This is a genomic window from Flavobacterium sp. PLA-DH12, from assembly GCF_059511845.1.
The window spans coordinates 103,243-120,500 of the sequence record NZ_JCAMPD010000004.1 but is presented as its reverse complement, the minus strand read 5'-3'; the positions used below and the strand labels follow the sequence as shown (position 1 = coordinate 120,500).

18 protein-coding genes and 1 other RNA gene are annotated in these 17,258 nt (G+C 32.6%); 7 read left to right on the top strand and 12 right to left on the bottom strand.

Translation table 11 applies throughout. The annotated features are described in order from the left end of the window. Positions 1-62: 62 nt before the first annotated feature. Positions 63-2,177 (bottom strand): TonB-dependent receptor domain-containing protein, encoded by a 2,115-nt coding sequence (locus tag AC5ZCW_RS09275; RefSeq protein ID WP_496119286.1) that lies wholly within the window; start codon positions 2,175-2,177, stop codon positions 63-65. A 139-nt stretch (positions 2,178-2,316) separates the two neighbouring features. Here AC5ZCW_RS09275 and AC5ZCW_RS09270 point away from each other — a divergent pair, with 139 nt between their 5' ends. Then, positions 2,317-3,675, top strand: a complete 1,359-nt coding sequence (locus tag AC5ZCW_RS09270) for a sensor histidine kinase (protein WP_496119284.1) — start codon at positions 2,317-2,319, stop codon at positions 3,673-3,675. Positions 3,676-3,685: 10 nt separating this feature from the next. Continuing rightward, entirely contained in the window at positions 3,686-4,375 is a 690-nt protein-coding gene (locus tag AC5ZCW_RS09265; protein WP_496119282.1) for a response regulator transcription factor, read from the top strand. Positions 4,376-4,400: 25 nt separating this feature from the next. Here the strand turns inward: AC5ZCW_RS09265 and AC5ZCW_RS09260 are convergent, their stop codons facing one another. After that, complete coding sequence (locus AC5ZCW_RS09260) at positions 4,401-4,943, bottom strand: hypothetical protein (RefSeq protein WP_496119280.1); 543 nt, start codon at positions 4,941-4,943, stop codon at positions 4,401-4,403. Between the two features lie 179 nt (positions 4,944-5,122). Here AC5ZCW_RS09260 and AC5ZCW_RS09255 point away from each other — a divergent pair, with 179 nt between their 5' ends. Continuing rightward, the gene (locus AC5ZCW_RS09255; protein WP_129747656.1) at positions 5,123-5,317 is read left to right on the top strand and encodes a hypothetical protein; all 195 of its coding nucleotides are present in this window, start codon (positions 5,123-5,125) and stop codon (positions 5,315-5,317) included. A 169-nt stretch (positions 5,318-5,486) separates the two neighbouring features. Here AC5ZCW_RS09255 and AC5ZCW_RS09250 read toward each other — a convergent pair whose 3' ends face one another. Beyond that, positions 5,487-6,734 carry a cation:dicarboxylate symporter family transporter gene (locus AC5ZCW_RS09250; RefSeq protein WP_496119278.1) on the bottom strand — a complete coding sequence of 416 codons (1,248 nt, stop codon included), beginning with the start codon at positions 6,732-6,734 and terminating at the stop codon, positions 5,487-5,489. A 30-nt stretch (positions 6,735-6,764) separates the two neighbouring features. Then, an RNA gene (gene rnpB / locus AC5ZCW_RS09245) (RNase P RNA component class A) lies at positions 6,765-7,105 on the bottom strand. Between the two features lie 124 nt (positions 7,106-7,229). Between rnpB and AC5ZCW_RS09240 the strand changes: the two genes are divergently transcribed. After that, positions 7,230-7,523, top strand: a complete 294-nt coding sequence (locus AC5ZCW_RS09240) for an SH3 domain-containing protein (protein WP_496119276.1) — start codon at positions 7,230-7,232, stop codon at positions 7,521-7,523. A 144-nt stretch (positions 7,524-7,667) separates the two neighbouring features. On the opposite strand, the gene AC5ZCW_RS09235 is transcribed toward AC5ZCW_RS09240, so the two are convergent. Further along, positions 7,668-8,039 carry a LysM peptidoglycan-binding domain-containing protein gene (locus AC5ZCW_RS09235; RefSeq protein WP_496119274.1) on the bottom strand — a complete coding sequence of 124 codons (372 nt, stop codon included), beginning with the start codon at positions 8,037-8,039 and terminating at the stop codon, positions 7,668-7,670. Between the two features lie 6 nt (positions 8,040-8,045). Continuing rightward, entirely contained in the window at positions 8,046-8,522 is a 477-nt protein-coding gene (locus AC5ZCW_RS09230) for a BON domain-containing protein (RefSeq protein ID WP_496119272.1), read from the bottom strand. A 342-nt stretch (positions 8,523-8,864) separates the two neighbouring features. Here AC5ZCW_RS09230 and dnaX point away from each other — a divergent pair, with 342 nt between their 5' ends. Continuing rightward, the gene (gene dnaX, locus AC5ZCW_RS09225; protein WP_066034110.1) at positions 8,865-9,950 is read left to right on the top strand and encodes a DNA polymerase III subunit gamma/tau; all 1,086 of its coding nucleotides are present in this window, start codon (positions 8,865-8,867) and stop codon (positions 9,948-9,950) included. Between the two features lie 254 nt (positions 9,951-10,204). Beyond that, positions 10,205-10,621, top strand: coding sequence for a DUF8439 domain-containing protein (locus tag AC5ZCW_RS09220; RefSeq protein ID WP_343545195.1), 417 nt, complete (start codon positions 10,205-10,207; stop codon positions 10,619-10,621). Positions 10,622-10,672: 51 nt separating this feature from the next. On the opposite strand, the gene AC5ZCW_RS09215 is transcribed toward AC5ZCW_RS09220, so the two are convergent. From AC5ZCW_RS09215 to AC5ZCW_RS09190, 6 genes are all read right to left on the bottom strand, one after another. After that, a complete protein-coding gene (locus AC5ZCW_RS09215) occupies positions 10,673-11,251 on the bottom strand; it encodes an NAD(P)H-dependent oxidoreductase (RefSeq protein ID WP_496119269.1) in 579 nt (192 codons plus the stop codon). A gap of 168 nt (positions 11,252-11,419) precedes the next feature. Next, positions 11,420-11,980 carry a Crp/Fnr family transcriptional regulator gene (locus AC5ZCW_RS09210; RefSeq protein WP_496119267.1) on the bottom strand — a complete coding sequence of 187 codons (561 nt, stop codon included), beginning with the start codon at positions 11,978-11,980 and terminating at the stop codon, positions 11,420-11,422. A 3-nt stretch (positions 11,981-11,983) separates the two neighbouring features. Continuing rightward, positions 11,984-12,565 (bottom strand): TMEM175 family protein, encoded by a 582-nt coding sequence (locus tag AC5ZCW_RS09205; RefSeq protein ID WP_343545192.1) that lies wholly within the window; start codon positions 12,563-12,565, stop codon positions 11,984-11,986. Between the two features lie 20 nt (positions 12,566-12,585). Beyond that, positions 12,586-13,476, bottom strand: coding sequence for a Ppx/GppA phosphatase family protein (locus AC5ZCW_RS09200; protein WP_281633193.1), 891 nt, complete (start codon positions 13,474-13,476; stop codon positions 12,586-12,588). Between the two features lie 33 nt (positions 13,477-13,509). Continuing rightward, positions 13,510-15,588: a polyphosphate kinase 1 gene (ppk1, locus tag AC5ZCW_RS09195; protein WP_496119265.1), complete on the bottom strand. Its 2,079-nt coding sequence runs from the start codon at positions 15,586-15,588 to the stop codon at positions 13,510-13,512. 5 nt (positions 15,589-15,593) lie between these two features. Then, positions 15,594-16,079 (bottom strand): SixA phosphatase family protein, encoded by a 486-nt coding sequence (locus AC5ZCW_RS09190; protein ID WP_496119263.1) that lies wholly within the window; start codon positions 16,077-16,079, stop codon positions 15,594-15,596. Positions 16,080-16,575: 496 nt separating this feature from the next. On the opposite strand from AC5ZCW_RS09190, the gene AC5ZCW_RS09185 reads away from it, so the two are divergent. Continuing rightward, a complete protein-coding gene (locus AC5ZCW_RS09185) occupies positions 16,576-17,208 on the top strand; it encodes a COG1470 family protein (RefSeq protein ID WP_496119261.1) in 633 nt (210 codons plus the stop codon). The last annotated feature ends 50 nt before the right edge of the window (positions 17,209-17,258 follow it).

The following is a 17,258-nucleotide window of genomic DNA, read 5'->3' as shown; positions in this document are numbered from 1 at the left end:
TCCAATTTTGCCTGAAACATCAGGATTGGAATTTGGAATTTTCTTTTTTGGTTTTTCAAACCTTATCTGATTCTATTTTCACTTTCATTCACGCTTTTTTCCTTGAATTCAGAATCTTTTATTTTTCCAAAAGAATAACGAAGCGTAACGGAAATCTCGTTAGCATCAACTAAGTACCTTGCTCTAGAACTTATATTATTAATTGTAAATCGTTCAGTATAAATTGTATTTTTAAAAATATCATTATAATTTAAAGTACAATTCCAGTTTTTACCAAATGATTTTGCCAGAGACAAATCAAAAATCAGTTTTGCATTTCTTTCAAAAACTCCCTCTTTTTGTTTAGTTGCACCCCAAAAAGATAGAACAAAAGTAAAATCCTTTGGCAGTTTGAAACTGTTATTCGAATAATAATACAAGTAAGTTTTAGAAGAATTAAACAACGCCGATTCATCCTCAATTTTATTAGTTGTAAAAACTAAAGAATTGGTATTTGTCCAAATTTTATAAGTAAACGGCAACGTAAATTCAATATTATAACCCGATTCTTTCTGGAAATTTTTCTCGGTAAGAGTCAAAACATTATTCTGATTGTCAAATACAAAATCTTGATAAATGGGATTTTTATTTTGATATAAAGTCAGTTTTACAGATTTATCATGATATTGAAAAACCGTTGAAATGACATCTATAAATGTCGGTCCAAGATTGATATTACTGCCATAAATAAAATACGGATTTATATATGTTGCAATCATGCTCAGAGACGAATAATTAGGCCTCGAAATACTTTTAGAATAATCTACAGTCAAACTCTTGGTACTATCTATTGAAAACGAAAACTGCGCCTTTGGGAAAAGATTAGTATAGTTTTTATCAACTAAAAACGCGTTATCTGTACTGTATTTACCACTGACATTGGTGTTTTCAATTCTTAAACCAGCAGAGAAACTGATTTTTTTAATTTTTCCCGTAAGTTGTGTATAGGCTGCTAAATTGGCTTCTTTAAAATGATAATCAAAAGAAGTGTTTTCGTTTTTATTATAAGCAAAAACATCATAATCTGATTTGGATTTAGCCGATGAATAAAGTCCGCCGTATTCCCAATTCATATCATTCTTGAACTTTTTCTCTAAATCAATTCTTCCAGAAAAAACATCAACATTAAACTTTTGATTTCGGTTCTGCGACAGCTCCAATTCGGTTTCATTATAATTGTTCTCCACCAAACTCCATAAATGTTGATTGAAATTGGAACCTTGAAAACCAACAAACATCTTTGTATCGATAGCTTTTATTTTTTTCGAATAATTTATAAATGAATTAATAAAATTCTTGTCGCTTGAATTATCGCTAAAAGTAAAAACATTATTTATGTGATCTTGATTTTTATTAAAAGTAAACGTATTGATATCGAAAGTATCGCTTTGCATTTTCCCATTTACATTTACCGAAAAATAATCTTCCTCATTTATTTTATAAAATAAACCTCCACCAAAAATGTACTGATTTCTATACGTAACCGCCGAAACATTATAATCTGAAACAATATTGGCCTCTGGAATTTGATACGCAATACTGTGGCTTTCCCAAGGATTTAGTTTATTATAATTGAAATTGGCTTTCCATTCTAATTTGCCTTTCTTAAAGCTAGAATTAAAACCTAAATAATTATTGTAATTCTTTTTGAAAGAAGCTGTTTCTGAAATTTCGGTTCTAAAACTATCTTTTTTACTGAGTTTCCGTGTAATTAAAATTACAGCACGCCCTTCAGCTTCATATTTAGACGACGGATTCTGAATGATTTCAATAGTTTTGATATCGGTCACAGCTAAAGCATTTAAATCGTTCATTCCGACTTTCTGATTATCAATATAAATTAACGGATTCCCTTTACCCACGATCGAAATACTTTCGCGATTTGAACTTATCTGAACCAAAGGAAGCCTCGAAAGCAAATCAACCGGATTTGGAATTGAATTGTAAACCGAATTGGCAACATCAACTTTTATGTTTCCGTTTGAGTTTGTAAAAGTCTTTTTCTCCTGACTGATTACAATTTCATCCAATTGATTTGAAATAGAATCTTTTGGTGTTTCGTTCTGAGCATTGGCAATACATGAAAGACAAAAAAGTAAAAGTGTTATTAGAAGTTTTAAAGGCAGATAAAGATTCATTTTAAAATTGAAATTGATTAGTAGAGCTGCAAAAATGCTTTGAAAATCTAGTTCCGAAAGTTAATCGTAGGTTAATGCAAGGTTAATCTGCTATTTGTATGGTAAAAGCCGTATTTTTGAAACAGAATTTTAAAAGAGTATGAAACAAAGAATCAATTTATTAATCACATTTTCTGTCATTGCACTAATTGTGCTCATGACAGTACAATGTTATTTAGTAAAAACAGCCTACGAATATAAAGTGGCACAGTTTCATACGCAGATTAAAAATGAAATTGCCCAGATTTCGAATAATTATAGTGATATTGATTCGGCTTTGGTTGCAAAAAGAGAAATGCTTTACAAAAGCCTTTCGGAAAAATATATAAAAGGAAAAAATACCAAACTGGATCTTAAAATTGGAGTTTTAAAAAATGAATATCAAAATGCTTTAACACAAGATCTTCAACGAAAATTTGAAAGAGATTTACCAAATTTTAAAATTGATTTTGCGATTGTTCTCAACAAGTTTATTTTGTATCAAAGTGCAAAAAAAGCCGATACGATTTTCTCGGAAAAGCCTTTTATACAGAATAAATTGTACGGAAATCTGGCTTCACTCAATCATGCTTTTTTAGTGCGAAATTATGTTGGAACAACCAACGGAATTTTTGAAAATCAGGAATATCAATTACTGACAGAAGACTCCATGTATGTTTCTGTAATAGATTGGGAAATGATTATTTTAAAGCGAATGACTTTTATTCTCATTCTGTCTCTATTATCAATTCTGACTTTAATTACACTTTTTGTTATTGCCTTAAAAGCTTTAATCAAACAGAAAAAAGTGAGTGATGTAAAAACCGATTTCATCAATAATATTACACACGAACTTAAAACACCTTTAGCAACTTTAGGGATTTCGACAAAGATTTTGGCGCAGAAAAGCATTCGCGAGAACGAAGAAAATTTTAATGACATTGTGAGTACAATTTCACGTCAGAATAGCCGTCTGCAAAATTTAATCGATCAGGTTATGGCGAATTCTTTAGCAGAAAATGAAATTGAATTGCAAAAGGAAAAAATAGATGCCGAAGATTTCCTGCTTTCTATTGTCAATGATTTTAAAATTGCTTTTCCAAAAATCAATCTTAAAACCGATTTTCAGACAGCGAAAACTATTCTAGTTTTGGATAAATTTCATTTGACAACTGCTTTCTTAAATGTTCTAGAAAATGCTGTAAAATACGGATCGAACACTATAACGGTAAAAACAAGAATTGCAGAAAACCAGTTTTCTATTAGTTTTGAAGATGACGGAATTGGAATTGCCAAAAACAAACAAGCCTTTCTTTTCGAGAAGTTTTACCGTGTCGAACAAGGAAACCTGCACAATACAAAAGGCTTAGGTTTAGGATTATATTATGTTGATCAGATTGTAAAAGCGCATCAAGGCTCTGTTAACGTTATTAGCGAGTTAGGAAAAGGAACTCAATTTACTATTTTATTAAAAGTTTAATTACCTTATTTTGAAAAGATTACTTTTAGCCGAAGACGATTTTGATTTTGCTGCAATTTTAAAACAATATCTAGAACTGCATCAATTTGAAGTAATCTGGGCAGAAAACGGCGAGATAGCTTTAGACTATTTTAAAAGCCAGGCTTTTGATATTTGCATTTTTGATGTCATGATGCCCAAAATGGACGGATTTTCATTGGCTGAAAAAATAATTAACATTAATCCAGAAATTCCTTTTATTTTTCTAACAGCTAGAAAGCTCAAAGAAGATAAAATTATTGGTCTAAAACTTGGCGCAGATGATTATATCGCAAAACCTTTTGAAGTCGACGAACTGGTTCTTCGTTTACAGAATATTCTAAAGAGAATAGAGCAAAAAAGAAGTCTGGAGGGGAATAATATAATTGAAATTGGTTCGTATATTTTTGATAACGAACGTCTGACTCTCAATAACAAAAACCATGTTCAGCAGCTTACAGAGATGGAAGCTTCACTTATTGAGTATCTCTATCTCAACCATAATCAATTATTAAAGAGAGATCAGATTTTAATGTCGGTTTGGAAAAAAGACGATTATTTCTCAGGACGAAGCATGGATGTTTTTATTAGCAGACTTAGAAAGTATTTTAATTCAGACCCAAAAATCAAAATAGAAAGCGTTCGCAATATCGGATTAGAATTTAAAATAGAAAAACCTTGACAAATCAAGGTTTTTCTATTTTTTTTTATTTGATAACCCAACCTAAGGTAAAGTTTCCAACAGGTACAAATTCTGTATCATATTTATCAAAATTTACTCCTGGCCCAATATTAAATTCGAGATTAAATCTTCCTTTATAAGTTCGCTGCAAACCCCATAATGCTGCAACTGTAAATGATCCTACGTAATTCCCGAATTTATCATTCGTCGAAATCGAAGGAAAACTATAAAGTACATTTGCTGCAATATAATTTCCTGAGTTAAAAGCTGTTCTTTTTCCTTTATTAGCTCTCTTTTCTAAATTATAATAATGACGGAACTGCTCATTAATTAAAGGAAAAAGATAGACATTGCTCTCGTCATAATAACTGTTGTATCGATATCCCAAACCTAAAGCTGCCTCCGAGTAAAGTGTGTTTTTTGCTGACAATGCATGTTCATAGACAAAACCTGGAAATAGCAGATTAATTTTAAATTGATTTTTTACAGAAACTGAAGCTTCGTCTTGTGCTTGAATTGTCGTAAATGAAATAGTAAATAGAAGTAATAAAATGTAATTTTTCTTCATTGTTTTTCAATTGGTTATTTAGGGCAAAAATAGTATTTAAATGATACGAATCACTGAATATCGAAACTATTTTCTTACAAATACAAGAATTAAAATCATATAATTTTTCTAAACAATTGTATAACAGCAATTAACCAGTTGAATTTAACTTTGTTAGAGAACTTTTAAATCTAACAATCATGAACCTAAAAAGATTTTTCGGCGGATTACTTACAATCCTCGGAATTGTAGGACTTATCTATACTGCGGTTATTTTTGCCGGCACATCTGGAGAAACTAGAGATATAAAATCGCTTATTATTTACGGAATACTCGGAATCGTATTTTTTACATCGGGCATAAGTCTTGTGCGAACAACAAAAGACGAATCTTAGTTTTTTTTTGCCACGAAGACACAAAAGCACGAAGTTTTTTAATCTCGCAAAGGCGCAGAGTCGCAAAGTTTTAAAAATTAATAAAACTCTTTGCGACTCTGCGACTTTGCGAGCAATTTTAAGCTCAAAGAAAAACAAAAGCTTTGCGACTTAGCGCCTTTGTAGCCAATCATTCCGAAAAAGGATCCAGATTCAACTCTGTAAAATCTCTTTCTGTTTTAGAAATTATTATAGTTGCGACTGTGTTTCCAATTAAATTGGTAATCGCTCTAGCTTCGCTCATAAATTTATCTACACCCAGTAAAAAGGCCAAACCTTCAACTGGAATTTTATGCAAGGCTGTTAAGGTTGATGCTAAAACAATAAATCCGCTTCCGGTTACGCCCGCTGCTCCTTTTGAAGTAATCATCAAAATTCCGATAACGGTCATGATTTCAAAAAAGGTTAAGTGCACGTCATACAGCTGTGCTATAAAAAGAACGGACATTGAAAGATAAATCGAAGTTCCGTCAAGATTAAAAGAATAACCAGTCGGAATCACCAAACCTACAACCGATTTACTGCAGCCCATTCTTTCCAGTTTTACCATAATACTTGGCAAAGCAGCCTCAGAAGAGGAAGTTCCAAGAACCAGTAAAAGTTCTTCTTTAATGTATTTTAAAATCGAAAGAATACTTATTTTATAATATCGTAATATGCTTCCTAAAACCAAAAAGACAAATAATGCCATTGTTAGATAAACACATAACATCAGTTTTCCAAGCGGAATCAAAGTGGCAAGACCAAACTTCCCAATTGTATAGGCCATTCCGCCAAAAGCACCAACTGGAGCAAGATACATTACATATTTTAAAGCAGTAAAAACGACTTTTGAAAATCGTTCCAAAACCAAAATTGTTTGTTCTCTTTTCTGATAAAAGTTCAGCGCGATTCCGCATATAATGGCAGCTAATAAAACCTGTAATGTAAAGTTGGACAAAAAGAATTGCAACCACGAAAAATCTTTTGCTGCTCCGTTTGTATATTGGCTTGCATCGCCAAAAGTCAGTCCCGATTTATCAATTTTTCCTGGTTTAAATATATAAGCAACAGTTACACCAATTGCCAAAGCAACGGTTGAAACTACTTCAAAATACGTTAAAGCTTTAACTCCAATTCGACCTACTTTTTTTAGATTTCCCATTCCCGAAATTCCCAGAACGATCGTCAGGAAGATAATTGGCCCAATAAAGAGTGAGATTAACTGAATAAACTTTTTACCCAGAAATTCCATTTTCACACCATTTTCTGGAGAAAAATGTCCAAGTAAAATACCCGAAATAATAGCTATTAAAACCCAAAAAGTAAGATTGGTTACAATGGCTCTAAAAAGGCTTTTTTTAGATTTTGGCGAAGGATTTGGACTAGTAATATTCATGAGAATAAGTTAGATAGTTCACAAATATATAAAAAATGCAGACCTGTAAGCCGGATTCTGTTCTTGTCTCATTTTGCAATGATACAATACCTTATCATTTATCTAGATCCCGAATTACTTCGGGACTCAATCTACCTACCCTTCGACAACGAACGAGAAGCCCTTAAATGCCGATATACTTGGTATTTCACCGCATAGAGTTTACCTGGTTTCACTACAGCATTACCTGTACATACTTTCTGCTGCACTTGTCCTAATCCCTTTCGGAACCGACGGGCGTTACCCGCTATGCTTCTCTGTGGTGTCCGGACTTTCCTCCCTCCCGATCCCGATAGCTATCGGGACGAAACGACGATAAGGCGGTCTGCGCTACAAAAGTAGCGATTTAAGAACTAACAATAATGATTTTAAATTTCAGATTTTATGAATTTTATCATAACTTTTTAATTTTAAAATAGTTATCTTTAAAAATCTATAATTTAAATTCGGTTTATCATGAAAAGAATGTATCATTACGCAACTGTTTCAAAGGCTTTAGATCAATTGAATGAAAAAGGATTTACGTGCGACTTTAATCGTAATGCAGACGCGATTAAAAAAAATCCTGAGAAATTTGAAATTGTTCATGTGTATCGATACGAGGGTGAGTCAGACCCAGCAGATGAAGCAGTTGTATACGGAATTAAATCAATTTCGGGCAAAAAGGGAGTTTATGTCGCTGGTTTTTCAGCCGATTCAGATCAGGAAACAGCGAAGTTTTTATTTGATTTAAGCATTCGAGGACGTTAGAAAATCAAGTAAAAAAATGAGAACAAAAAAAATATTACATAATCTATGTCATTCCTAGAAGCCGAAATTCTTTTTCGTTTTTAGGAATGACATAAAATAAAAACCTTTGTTCTTTTGAAGCTCTAAGCCCTTAAAGAAAAAAAACTAAACTGTCGGTATTTTCAACTTCCATCCTGGCTTAATTAAATCAGGATTCGAAATAATATCTTTATTCGCTTCAAAAATATCCTGCCAAGAAACTCCGTATGCTTTTCCAATCTTCGAAAGAGAATCTCCCACTTCAACTGTATATTCTCTCGAAACGCCTTCCTCAACTTCAATATTCATAACCAAATCGGCCGATCTAAAATCGGGATCTATAGTATTATAAGCATTCCAAAGCTTTTCTTTATCTGCTGCGGATTTTGCTGTTCCGTCAATATAAAGCACATTATCCTGCTCTCTTACTTGCAAATTTTCAATTCCTAATTCGGATGCCAAATTTGTCACTTCTCTATATTTATCTTGTAAACTCATAACAACTTATTTTATAATTAATTTGTTATCTACTTTTTTAGGTTTCAATTCCTGAATGCTTTGCATAAGAGGCTGTAGTTTGTCTCTTTTTATTTCTCCCGAAAGTGTTACAACTCCTCCCACAACAGTAGCACTAACACCATCATAAGCATCTACAACTTTACTAACGGACTTGTCTAAATCGGCATCTGAATTAATAACAACAGTAGCCGCAGCTGGTTCCTGATTGGCTTTTTCAATTTCGCAGGTATTAACTACAGATTTAACACCTTTGGTCGCTTTTACGCTTTTTCCAATATTTTTTTTGAACATTTCATCATCACAAACACCTGTAATTGTAGCCACACCTTCATGCACTGTAACGTGGATGTCTGGATCATTTAATTTTTCATTAATTGCTTTTTCAATATCGACATCACTGGGTTTGCACGACACCAAAAAAACACTGAGACTCATTCCTAATAAAATTGATCTAATTTTCATAATGATAGGTTTTAATAATTAACTCCTTAAAGTTAAACAAATTAAATATCAACAAGTTATATGATATTGTTATGATATTTGTAAATTTTCCAGCAATTTAACTTTTATCAACTTCTAAAAATTATTCAAAAAAAACGCAAAAAGAAATTTCTGATAAAGAAAAAACAGCGACAAAACTTAAATCTTATGGCAGATATAGCATCATTTCTTTGATTGTCAACATCGTATTATTTCTGACTTTACTCTTTGTTATTTTGAAGAAAAAGAATTTCGCTAAATAACTAAAATCGGTTTTAAACAACGAAACAAAAGTCATATATTTGCTATCGAATAAAAAAGAATATGGAACAATTTGTAGTATCGGCACGTAAATATCGCCCGCAGACCTTTAAGGATGTTGTGGGGCAAAAAGCCATTACCAACACTTTGTTAAATGCTATAGAAACCAATCACTTGGCTTCTGCTCTTTTATTCACAGGACCACGTGGAGTTGGTAAAACAACCTGCGCTCGTATCTTGGCTCGAAAAATAAATCAGCCTGGATATGATGATCCTACCGAAGATTTCGCATTTAACGTTTTTGAGCTGGATGCTGCTTCAAACAACTCGGTTGATGATATTCGTAATCTTATCGATCAGGTTAGAATTCCGCCACAGACTGGACAATACAAAGTTTATATCATTGACGAGGTTCATATGTTGTCTTCGGCCGCTTTTAATGCTTTCCTTAAAACATTAGAAGAACCGCCAAAACATGCTATTTTTATTTTGGCTACAACAGAAAAACATAAAATCCTTCCCACGATTTTATCTCGCTGTCAAATTTTTGATTTCAAAAGAATTACGGTAAAAGACGCTAAAGAACATTTAGCAGATGTTGCCGAAAGTCAAGGAATCGTTTTTGAAGACGATGCATTGCACATTATAGCCCAAAAAGCAGATGGTGCCATGCGTGACGCTTTGTCTATTTTTGACCGTGTGGTTTCGTATTGCGGAACAAATTTGACTCGTCAAGCCGTAACCGAGAACCTAAACGTTTTAGATTACGAAACTTATATTTCGATTACTGATTTACTTTTGGAAAATGAAATTCCGAAACTTTTATTAGCATACAATGATATCTTAGCAAAAGGTTTTGATGGACATCATTTTATTGCAGGTTTAGCTTCACATTTCAGAGATTTATTAGTGAGCAAAACGCCTTCGACTATTGCTTTATTAGAAGTTGGCGAGCAAGCGCAGCAAATGTATGCCGTTCAATCACAGAAATGTTCTCAGGAATTTTTACTTAAAGGGATTGACATTGCAAACGACTGCGATTTAAAATACAAATTAAGTCAGAATCAACGCCTTTTAGTTGAACTATGCTTGATGCAATTGGCCTCTATCAACTTTGATGGAGAAAAAAAAAAGCTGAGCAATTCATAATTCCACCCGTTTACTTTAAAAATGGAGGCTATTCTATAGTTGAAGTCCAAAGTCCAAAACCGAAAGTTGAAAATTCTGTTGCAACTGAGAATCAAACTTCTCAAGCTGTAACTGAAACTAAAACTGCCATTTCTCAACCGCAACAAGCTACTGAAACTCCAAAAATTCAAACTCCGGAAGCTCCAAAAACAGAGGCAAACGGTGCTCCTAAAGTTTCTGCTTTTTCTCTAGCCAGTATTCGCAAGAAAAAAGAAATGGAAGCCAGCGGCAAGACATATGTTAAACCTACTACTGCTTATTTAACTGAAGAATTTAACGAAACTGATATGCGTCTGCACTGGAACAAATATGCAGAACGTTTAGGCCAAAAAGGTCTTAAGATTATGGAATCGATTCTATTGATTAGCGATCCTGTTCTGAATGGCACAACAATCTCTTATGAATTGCCAAACGAAGGTTCTAAATTGGATTTTGAAGGTCAAATGAATGGTTTATTAGGATACTTAAAAGGTCACTTACATAATCATGATATTACAATTGAAGTAATTGTAAACGAAGAGATTAAAGCAGTAAGAGCTCTTAACGATCAAGATCGATACAATCGTTTCTTAGAAATCAATCCAAGCATTGAACTTTTACGCACTACATTTGGATTGGATATAAATCTTTAATCTCTTGTTTCTACCATGAATCAATTCATTCTGGTAATTTATAACAAAGTTTTATTTGTTATTGAGTCCGAGATTGTAGACTTTCTCAAGCCATTTCTTTCTTTGCTCTTCGTTAGAACCTTTTATAATTCCGATGTAACTTACTCTGACGGGTTTTACACCGCAAAATTCTAAAGTCGATTTCTTTAGCTGATTTACGCTTGGCCTTCCAAAAAACAAGCGATAATACCAGCCTGGCTGATCTAAAGTTGTGATAATATGAGCTGTTTTACCTTTTAGCAATTTATCCCACCAAACCGAATTTTCGCGATACTGAAATGCCATTCCTGGCAAAAATAAACGATCTATAAATCCTTTTGTTATCGCTGGGAGTCCGCCCCACCAAACGGGATGAATCCAAACCAGATGATCTGCTCTTTTTATTTTTTCCCACGATTCTAATAAATCTGGTTCTAACTCGGTACGTTTTTGATAACCGAATTTGAGATTCGGATTGAAGTTTAAATTGGCAATTGTTATGATTTCAACTTTTGCGCCAGAAGCAATTGCACCTTTTTTATAAGATTCGGCAATTCCAAAATTGAAACTTTCGGAATTTGGGTGTCCGTTTATTATTAGTATTTTTTTCATATTTATGTTTTTTCAAAAATACTATTAGTACATTTTCTTTTACTGGACAAATGTCCTGAAAAATTGTTTAGTTTTATTTCTCTCGCAGATTTTGCAGATTTATTTTAAACTTATTAATTAAGAAGAAAGAATCTCCTTAATCTGCAAAATCTGCGGGAAACATAAATATTAAACTATAGCCTTTCTAATTCTGCTTAAATGTCTTGGTGTAATTCCTAAATACGAAGCCAAATATTGCAACGGGATTAACTGAATATAGTTTTGATGATTTGTGCAAAGTTCTTCGTAACGTTCTGCGCCTGATAATTTTTGAAACGAAATCATTCTTTTATGCAGGTTTACAAATTCTAATTCAGTCAATTTCCTGCCTGTTTCCTGCCAATTAAAACCTGATTGATAGAGCTTTTCTAAACCTTTTCGGTCTAAAATCTGTAATTCTGTATCGGTTAAGGCTTGTATGTTTTCTTCTGCTTTTTCTTCGGTAATAAAACTGGCAAAAGAAGCCATAAATTCATTTTCAAAAGCAAAACAATTGGTAATTTCATCTCCTTTATGATTGACAAAAAAAGAACGGAGGATTCCTTTTTCGATAAAAGCTATTTCATTGCAAACCTGATTTTCAGTCAAGAGAAGTTCTCCTTTTTTTAATGTCCGAAATGTAATCAAACTATCTAAAAGGCTTAATTCATCATCAGAAAAATCTTGAATGGACTGGAAAACAGTTTTCATAAATTAATCCTCAGAAGCAAAAACACGTTCAATTCTTTTGTCTGGAATAAGCCAAAGCATAGCTACAATAAAATAAGCTCCTCCAGAAATCCACTGATTGTAAAATGCAGCAACAATTCCGATTACATATAAAACTAAGGAGATTTTACCTTTAAAATCCTTTTTAAGCACTTTTCTCAAAGCCGAATCATTTCCTTCACTGCACATAATGGTATATTGCAGAATAACATACGAAATTGCAGAAAGCAGCAAAATAGTTCCATATAAACTCATTGCGGCTTTTTCAAAATTATGCTCTCCCATCCATGCGGTAGAAACAGGAATTAAGGAAAGCCAAAACAAAAAGTGTAGATTACTCCACAATACTTTTCCGTTTACTTTTGACAAGCCGTGAAGTAAATAATGATGATTATTCCAGTATATTCCAACGTAAATAAAACTCAAAATATAGCTTAAAAACTTCGGGATAAGGGGTTTTAAATCTGAAAACTCATGCCCTTCGGGCGCTTTGATTTCCAAGATCATAATCGTAATAATGATTGCCAAAACGCCATCACTAAAAGCTTCAAGTCTGCCTTTATTCATTTACAAAGAAAATATAAATATTAAATTTTACCGAAATACATTGCTTTTACGATTCCATCAGAAAGTCCGATTTTAGGAACATAAATTTGGCGTGCACCACTCCATTTCATCGCATTGAGATAAATACGTGTTGCATGGATAATTACGTCGGCACGGTCAGAATTTAGACCTAATTCGGCAATTCTCTGTTCGTAAGTCAATGAATTTAAAAATGCGTACTGCGAGTTAACATAAATGTAAGAAAGCGGTTTTTCCTGTTGTTTTCCTGACATTTTAAACAGCTTATTGATGTTTCCACCAGAACCTATAAGTGTTACTTCATCGTAATCTGCCGTATTGGTTTTAATCCATTTTTCGATCTCATCCCAAACTGAATCATGAACCATATTATTCAGTAAACGTACAGTTCCCGCTTTGAAAGATCTCGAAGTAATCATTTTTCCGTCAGAGAATAAAGTAAACTCGGTGCTTCCACCTCCAACATCCACAAATAAATAGGTTTCGTCTGATTTGATTAAATGATGTAAATCTGTAGAAGCAATAATTGCTGCTTCTTTTTTACCGTCGATAATCTCTATTTTAATATCGGCTTTTTTCTTAATTAAAGCCACAACTTCTTTTGCATTATATGCCTCGCGCATTGCAGAAGTTGCAAACGCCATGTAGCGTTCTACTTTATGTACTTTCATCAAAAGATTGAATGCTTTCATCGCATCAACCATTCGATCTATATTTTCTGGTGAAATTTCTCCAACTGTGAAGGCGTCTTGTCCTAAACGAATTGGCACACGAACAAGGGAACTTTTATTAAACTGCGGTTCTTTGCCTTCTTGTTCCACAACGTTAGCGATCAAAAGCCTCATGGCATTTGAACCGATATCTATCGCTGCAAACTTCCTAATATTAATCATGCTCACTTTATGATTTGAAATTGGTATTTATTATTAATTTATTTTTTGAGGAACCTCTTCTAGTATCGCTACTTTATTCTGATAATATTTATAGGTTTCAAATTGCGCTCTAAATGGGGCATGATGATTTTTGGGCTTGTATTTATTATCTAATTTATAAGAATGATATCTCACTTTTACATTTCCTTTCCAAGCAATATTGAAGTTGTCAATCAATTCTTTTTTGATTTCAAGATCGTAAATCGGGCACGTCACTTCAACTCTTCCATCAAGATTTCTGGTCATAAAATCGGCAGACGAAATATAAACTTCGGTTAAACCGGCATTCCCAAAAATATAAACTCTCGAATGTTCTAAGTAATTATCTACAATACTTATAGCCTCGATATTTTCACTCATTCCAGGAATCCCAGGAATCAAAGAACATATTCCTCTAACTTGCAACTGGATTTTTACTCCTGCATTGCTCGCTTCGTACAATTTATCGATCATTTTAAAATCGGATAAACTATTCATTTTTAACTTTATATGAGTTTTTCTACCTGCCAAAGCATGCAGAATTTCGCGATCAATCAGTTTTATAAATTTGCTTCTCGTATAATGAGGCGATACGATTAAATGTTTGTATCTGTGAACTCTATAATTGATATCAAAAAATTCAAATATTTTTGATGTGTCTTTTAAAATTCCTTGATGACAAGTAAAAAGTGTTACATCGGTATAGATTTTTGCTGTCGATTCGTTGAAGTTTCCAGTTGAAATAAATCCGTAACGACGGTTTTTACCTTCTTCCATTCTTTCAATTACACAAATCTTGCTGTGTACTTTCAATCCTTTTATACCAAAAATAAGTTCGATGCCTTCTGTCTGCATTTGTTCTGCATACGAAATATTCGATGCTTCATCAAAACGTGCCTGAAGCTCGATTTGCACTACTACCCTTTTACCATTTTTAGCAGCATTTATCAACGAACTAATAATCTGCGAATTCTTTGCTAAACGATACAAGGTAATTTTAATGCTTGTTACTTTTGGATCTAAAGCAGCTTCACGCAAAAATTTAGTCAGATACGAAAATGACTGATATGGGGCATGAACCAAATAATCTTTCTTAGAGATTTTTTCCAGAATACTTCCTTCCAAACTCAAACCTGGAACAGGTAATGGTTCGTTTGGTTTATACAATAAATCGTATCTTCCTAGATTTGGAAAACTCATATAATCACGGCGGTTGTGATATCTCCCTCCCGGAATTATACTATCTGTTTCTACAATTTTCATTTTATCCAAGAAAAATTGCAGAGTATCTTCTTCAATTAAATTATCATAAATAAAACGAACTGGCTCTCCAATTCGGCGATCTTTTACAGAATTCGAAATTTTTTCAAGCATACTTTTGCTCAAATCGCTATCGATATCCAACTGCGCATCACGGGTAATTTTAATCATGTGAGCAGAAACGCTCTTATAATCAAATATATTAAAGATGTTTTTTAGCTTGAAACGAATTACATCGTCAATTAAAATGACATATTGCTTTTCGTCTTCAGAAGGAAGAACAACAAACCTGTTGATATTTTTAGGAATCTCAATTAAGGCATAGCGAACCTCATCATTTGCCAATTCTAAACGAACGGCCAAATACCCTAAGGTGTCTTTTAGAATTGGAAAAACAGCTAAATCATTCAAAATGATGGTTACCAATTCTGGACTTAACTTTTGGGTATAAAAATCCTTTAAAAAACATTCTTGTTTTGGTGAAATCTGTGTTTCGTTTATAATAAAAATATTTTCAGATTCAAGCTCTGCTTCAATATTTCCAAGTATACGTAAACTTTCAGATTGCTGCTGAATTACGATTTCGGTAATGTCTTTAATTAATTGATGGGCAGAAATACCGCCCAAATATTTTTCGCCAGAAATACCAGAGAGGCTTAATCGTCGAATTGCCGCATATCGAACTCTAAAAAATTCGTCTAAATTGTTTGAAAAAATTCCAACAAAACGCAGTCTGTCTAAAAGTGGCACTGTATTGTCTGCTGCTTCCTGAAGCACTCTTGCATTAAATGCTAGCCAGCTTTTTTCTCTATCGATATATTTCTGTTCGTACACTGTAATTATTTTAAATCTTTGGGGAAAATAGTTTTATGTGTTTTGCCCTTATGGATCGTATCCCAACTGTCGGCATCAAATTGTAAAGATATAAAGCCTGAAGTTGGAACATTTTCTATAAAAACATCACCAAATTTATTAACAAAATTTGTAATAGCCTCGTTATGTCCGAAAAGAATAACGCTTTCAAAACTATTATCACATGATTTAATAACTTTTTCGAGTTGCCTTTCATCAAAAGTGTATAAATCATCTCTAAAAATGATACTCTCTAATGGATAGGATAAGTTTTGCGCAAAAATTAATGCAGTTTCTGAGGCTCTTGCAGCAGTACTGCTCCACATTATATATGTCTTAGGAAGATATCCTGAAATATTTAGTGAAACATCATGCGCATCTAAAATTCCCCTTTTCATTAGCGGACGATCAAAATCTTTTAAAGGTGCTTCCCAGCTAGATTTGGCATGACGAATTAAAATAAGATTTTTCATAAACAGCAGAATTTAAAAACCTGATGTACAGGTTATTTTTAATTAAGTTCTAATTTACAAAAGATATTTTAAACCTTCTCCTTTTTTTATTTCTGTTAACATTATAACGAAATTTTAACAAGAATAAACAATCCTCAAAATGTTAACAATTGGAAAATCATAGAAAAACAAAAACTACATTTTATGTACTTCGTCTATAAAATTAGTATTTAGTCGATAATGTAACAGTTCGCAATATTTTAACTAATTATTTGATTATTAGTTATTTATAATATTTCAAATAAACCAATTACCGCTAATAAAGCAAAAAAATGTACGAAAAAATTTCACTTTTTAGAGTTAAAAAAAAGCGTTTTTGAGTCAATTTTGGATAAAAAAACAACACTTCAACGAGTTTTTTGGTTAGTTACAGATAAAAAAATAATATTAGAAAAACTCTAATATAACTTTGATTCTGTTAAAATTTCATAAATACTTTAAAACTAAATCTTAAGTTATGAAAACAAAATCTACTCTTGAAAAAGCAGTAAAATTTGTAAGCGATTGTAAGTTTATTTTTTTCTCGAAGAAAAACATTTTTACTAAAAACATTTTTACCCTGCTTTACTTTTTAATTACTTCAATTGCGTTTTCGCAATCTAACTCATGTAATTCTGAAATAACTATTGATGGAGAAAATTATCAAAAGTACAATGGATTTGAAGTTTCGTTTTTATTGCAGGTTAAAAATACTGGAACCAATACGGATACTTATCAATTATCTGCTGAGAACTTTTCAAATTTTGAAGAAAATCCAGATGGCAGTACTACAAAAGGCAATGTTTCAATGAACAATCGACTGGAAAGTAAAAATTATTCTCCTCTGAATAAAACACTTACACTTGCTCCAGGGGAGGTTGTTGAATTTTATATTAAACTGAATGTAGCAGATCCCTCTAAACTCGATCAATGGAATGGCACTTCGGTAACAGCAACATCTACAACTTGTCCAGACAGTAAAAGTCAGACTGTTGTGTATACTTTTATTCCACCCAAAAAGACAAAGGGAGTTGGCTATATTATGCCAACATTACATCAAAAAAATAATATAACTCCAAAAACATTACGTGCTTTTTACTACTCCATGTAGGTACAAATCGTTTTCAGTTAGTTAAAATACTATATCAATATTAAATTTTT

What these genes read in the sequence shown, in the direction of transcription:
- AC5ZCW_RS09275 (WP_496119286.1), bottom strand. Translation starts at nt 2,177, where the DNA reads ATGAATCTTTATCTGCCTTTAAAACTTCTAATAACACTTTTACTTTTT.
- AC5ZCW_RS09270 (WP_496119284.1), top strand. Translation starts at nt 2,317, where the DNA reads ATGAAACAAAGAATCAATTTATTAATCACATTTTCTGTCATTGCACTA.
- AC5ZCW_RS09260 (WP_496119280.1), bottom strand. Translation starts at nt 4,943, where the DNA reads ATGAAGAAAAATTACATTTTATTACTTCTATTTACTATTTCATTTACG.
- AC5ZCW_RS09255 (WP_129747656.1), top strand. Translation starts at nt 5,123, where the DNA reads ATGAACCTAAAAAGATTTTTCGGCGGATTACTTACAATCCTCGGAATT.
- AC5ZCW_RS09250 (WP_496119278.1), bottom strand. Translation starts at nt 6,734, where the DNA reads ATGAATATTACTAGTCCAAATCCTTCGCCAAAATCTAAAAAAAGCCTT.
- AC5ZCW_RS09240 (WP_496119276.1), top strand. Translation starts at nt 7,230, where the DNA reads ATGAAAAGAATGTATCATTACGCAACTGTTTCAAAGGCTTTAGATCAA.
- AC5ZCW_RS09235 (WP_496119274.1), bottom strand. Translation starts at nt 8,039, where the DNA reads ATGAGTTTACAAGATAAATATAGAGAAGTGACAAATTTGGCATCCGAA.
- AC5ZCW_RS09230 (WP_496119272.1), bottom strand. Translation starts at nt 8,522, where the DNA reads ATGAAAATTAGATCAATTTTATTAGGAATGAGTCTCAGTGTTTTTTTG.
- dnaX (WP_066034110.1), top strand. Translation starts at nt 8,865, where the DNA reads ATGGAACAATTTGTAGTATCGGCACGTAAATATCGCCCGCAGACCTTT.
- AC5ZCW_RS09220 (WP_343545195.1), top strand. Translation starts at nt 10,205, where the DNA reads ATGGAAGCCAGCGGCAAGACATATGTTAAACCTACTACTGCTTATTTA.
- AC5ZCW_RS09215 (WP_496119269.1), bottom strand. Translation starts at nt 11,251, where the DNA reads ATGAAAAAAATACTAATAATAAACGGACACCCAAATTCCGAAAGTTTC.
- AC5ZCW_RS09210 (WP_496119267.1), bottom strand. Translation starts at nt 11,980, where the DNA reads ATGAAAACTGTTTTCCAGTCCATTCAAGATTTTTCTGATGATGAATTA.
- AC5ZCW_RS09205 (WP_343545192.1), bottom strand. Translation starts at nt 12,565, where the DNA reads ATGAATAAAGGCAGACTTGAAGCTTTTAGTGATGGCGTTTTGGCAATC.
- AC5ZCW_RS09200 (WP_281633193.1), bottom strand. Translation starts at nt 13,476, where the DNA reads ATGATTAATATTAGGAAGTTTGCAGCGATAGATATCGGTTCAAATGCC.
- AC5ZCW_RS09190 (WP_496119263.1), bottom strand. Translation starts at nt 16,079, where the DNA reads ATGAAAAATCTTATTTTAATTCGTCATGCCAAATCTAGCTGGGAAGCA.
- AC5ZCW_RS09185 (WP_496119261.1), top strand. Translation starts at nt 16,576, where the DNA reads ATGAAAACAAAATCTACTCTTGAAAAAGCAGTAAAATTTGTAAGCGAT.